The organism is Nitrospira sp. BLG_2, assembly GCF_049222245.1.
Genome location: NZ_JBLYIG010000304.1, coordinates 1 through 3,108, shown reverse-complemented (window position 1 = coordinate 3,108; position 3,108 = coordinate 1). Strand labels below are relative to the sequence as shown.

The following is a 3,108-nucleotide window of genomic DNA, read 5'->3' as shown; positions in this document are numbered from 1 at the left end:
AATATTGACTGAGCATCCGTGATGGAATGAATATGAGCCGTACCCAGACGAAGACAGGAATAATGGTTATCGGCTCTATTGAAAGCTCCAATGACGATTTGCCCCCTATCCGAGCGCTCAACCTCTCAGCTGTGACCCGGTGTGCGCATGCGAGGCGTGTATTCTGTCCAGTCCGCTCGAAGGTATCCACCAGACGTGGGCAAAGGTTGAGCCGGAAAAGAGGAAGTCATGAACCGGCAGACGGATGGAGGGAGCCGATGAAGCCGCTAAACGTAGGCTAGAAAGATAATGGAAGCGTGAAGCTGAATGTGCACCCGTTTCCTGGTGTTGATGTCACCCAAATGCGTCCTTTATGGGCCGCAACGATCCATTTCGCGATAAAAAGCCCTAAGCCAAGTCCCTGGTGGCCGGCCACATTGAGCTGTGAGAACCTTTCAAAAATTCGCGCCTGTGCCTCCGCGGAAATCCCCGGCCCGTTGTCGGTTACCGACACTTCAACGTGAGTCTCTCGTTTACGCGCAGAGAGCTTAATGGCGCCTCCATTGGGAGTAAATTTCAGTGAATTTCCGATCAAGTTGGACAACACTTGCAGAATTCTATCGTGATCAAGATCAGCGAAGAGAGGCTCGGCTCCTGCATCAATTTCCATTGAAAACGCCTGCTGTGACACGAGTGGGGCAAAAAGCTCACCACATTCTTGTAACAGAACTCGAAGATCGACCTTTGCAAGGTCAAGTGTCAGCTTGCCCTGCGCCATTCGTTCTACGTCGAGCAGATCGCTTATTATCCGGCTCATGGCATCGGCGCTGTGTTGTATTCGTCCCAGATGTTCCAGAAGACCGCCGGTCTCGCCTTTGGAAATGCTTTTTCGTATCAAGCGCGCGCTGATCGAAATGGCGGCGAGAGGGTTCTTGAGATCGTGACTGACAATGGAAAGAAATTGCTCCCTTGTAATAAGCTCTCTGTCCACGTGGATTCGTTCATCGAGGAGATGGCTGTCGGTCTGTCGACGCTCATGGTCCAGTAGCGCGTTGACGAGTGATTCCTTTTGAGCGCGCTCCTCTGCACGAACGCGATCTACGGCTTCGCGCTCGGCCGCCTGCAATGTGTCGAGTCGTTCGCGCTCTTCGGCCAACAGTTCATCGTCTACCTGTGAAAGGGGAGTGTCAGCTGTTGCACGGACGCGTTCTTTGTCGTCGTCCAGAGCCTCACGTTGGTTTTCTTTAACCTGATCAACGGCATGGCGGATCGAATGGACTTTTTCATGAGTGTTGTCTTCGACCTCTTGAAACGGTTGCGTCAAGTATTCATCGGTCTTGTCGCGTTCCTCCTCCAGGCTTTTGTCGGTCTTTTCTCGCAACGCTCGAGTGGATGTTGTTTCCGTAAGCGCCATGGGTTAGGACTTCTGCTCCTGATGGTCTGATAATGGCGGGATCATATCGGTTTTGGAACTTAGGACGAACTTCAACTTGCCGGTGGAGCAATATAGTAAGTTTCCCAAATCCAACATGTCAACAATCGAAGCGAGTCTCATGACCAAGAGGATTGTGCCGCTGCCCTCGCCGGACCATTGACTCCTGGACGATGTTCTCGGTACAGGAAGCCATGAGACATACTCTGGCTGCTTTCAGACTTCCCGCCTTTGTGGTACTCGCGGCATTCCTATTGAACCCGGTCTTTGGAAGAGCAGAGGAGGAATCACCTCATGAGCGCATCGCCGCGCTCGCTCATGGTTCACCCATGATCACCGTCGGCGAAGGCCTTTTTTTCATGGGGACTGCCAAGGCCAGCCACGACCTCTACGGCCTTGATCTTCCTTACGACGACACCGAACAACCGCAGCGTCGCGTGTGGCTGGATCGGTTTGAGATCGATCGAGACGAGGTGAGCCTTGGAGAATTTTTACTGTGGCTAAACCGGCAACAACGGTCCATTCCGGAAGAAATTCGTAAACTGATCGATCACACAATGACCGTTCATGCCGTGCCGCCGTCCACCCTTGCTCGTTGGCCGGCACTCTACGTCACCTGGACGGAGGCCTCGGACTTTTGCCGCGCGCAGGGCAAACGCCTTCCAACCGAAGCCGAGTGGGAAAAGGCCGCGAGGGGAGAACAGGGCAATCTCTTTCCCTGGGGCCGCAAATCTCCGGTCATGGGATTAGCTATGTTCGGGCAGTACCATGTCCACGAAATACCCATGGTGGCTTCTGTTGAACGCGGCGAAGAGGGACGAAGTCCCTACGGTCTGCATCATATGGCCGGGAATGCCGCCGAATGGGTCGAAGATTGGTTTGGGATCGATTACTATGCGACCATGCCCGACCGCCACCCGCGGGGAGCCAGTCAGGGCCGCTATAAGGTGGTGCGGGGCGGATCGTGGAAGAGCGCGCCTGTATTGCTACGGACCGCGACAAGAAGCGGAGCGTCACCGGGCCAGCGTGCCGCGACAGTCGGGTTTCGCTGCGCCAAGTCGATGGAGTAATGAAGGAGAGAACCGCCTTATGAAGACGCTGACGCTCCACGGATATCTTGTGTTTACTCTGGCCGCGACGATTCTCGCCACGGATGCCATGCCATCTCTTGGCGCAGTGACCGACACGAACGATGAGACTGGTTGGACGCTCTATACGAACGCTCGTTTTGGGTTTTCCGTCCGCTATCCGGACGACTGGCGCCTTGGCAACCCGCTGCCGGACGGAATAGGGGTGACACTGTACCCCCCGATCGAACACAGCCTGGTCGCCTTATCCGGCCACATGAATGTGGTCAGCGGCAGCAGTCAGGACGGACGACAGACTCTCAAGGAATTCGCCGATGCGCATCGACGCATCATTGCGGACCTGTATGAGAAGAAAGCGGTCACGGTGAAATGGCGGAAGGATCAGGACACGACGTTGGCCGGATTTCCTGCGAGACAAGTGGCATTCACGTACTCGGACGGTAAGCAGGGACCCATGGTTGAACACCACATCATTTCACTCGGTCGGAACGAAGGACGCGGCATCCGGGTGAAAGTTCCGCTTGTGGACGAAGCGCGGTTACTATCCACGATCAAGAAAATGCTGAAGACCTACCAACCCGGACGAGATCAGAACGCGGTCGGCCCACT

Annotated in this window: 2 protein-coding genes and 1 pseudogene; 2 read left to right on the top strand and 1 reads right to left on the bottom strand. The window is 55.0% G+C overall.

Going from position 1 to position 3,108, the window contains the following annotated elements; translation table 11 throughout:
• Window positions 1–277: 277 nt before the first annotated feature.
• Complete coding sequence (locus tag ACOSYY_RS08455) at window positions 278–1,393, bottom strand: sensor histidine kinase (RefSeq protein ID WP_421661828.1); 1,116 nt, start codon at window positions 1,391–1,393, stop codon at window positions 278–280.
• A 212-nt stretch (window positions 1,394–1,605) separates the two neighbouring features.
• On the opposite strand from ACOSYY_RS08455, the gene ACOSYY_RS08450 reads away from it, so the two are divergent.
• Both ACOSYY_RS08450 and ACOSYY_RS08445 read left to right on the top strand, forming a co-directional pair.
• Entirely contained in the window at window positions 1,606–2,481 is an 876-nt protein-coding gene (locus ACOSYY_RS08450) for a formylglycine-generating enzyme family protein (protein WP_421661827.1), read from the top strand.
• 19 nt (window positions 2,482–2,500) lie between these two features.
• A pseudogene (locus ACOSYY_RS08445) lies at window positions 2,501–3,108 on the top strand (hypothetical protein); the annotation flags it as partial.